Here is a 279-nt window from a genome sequence, read left to right on the forward strand (position 1 = left end):
GCATATCACCACGCAGCAGTACTCCTACATAATTGCGGCCTATTCAGCCTGCTACACGCTGATGCAACCGGTGGCAGGTTATGTACTGGATCTGCTCGGCACCAAAGTCGGCTACGCGGTGTTTGCTATTATGTGGGCGATTTTCTGTGCCGCTACGGCGATGGCGGGCAGCTGGGGCGGACTGGCGCTGGCACGTGGCGCAGTCGGTGCGGCTGAAGCGGCGATGATCCCGGCCGGACTGAAAGCGAGCAGCGAATGGTTCCCGGCTAAAGAGCGTTC

Annotated in this window: 1 protein-coding gene; it reads left to right on the plus strand. The window is 60.2% G+C overall.

Going from position 1 to position 279, the window contains the following annotated elements; translation table 11 throughout:
- On the plus strand, positions 1 to 279 hold a 279-nt coding region (locus SB765_RS29145; protein ID WP_410932421.1), incomplete at both ends, for an MFS transporter.

Origin of the sequence: Pseudomonas sp. SIMBA_067, assembly GCF_046534675.1 — a bacterium.
GTDB classification, from domain to species: domain Bacteria; phylum Pseudomonadota; class Gammaproteobacteria; order Pseudomonadales; family Pseudomonadaceae; genus Aquipseudomonas; species Aquipseudomonas putida.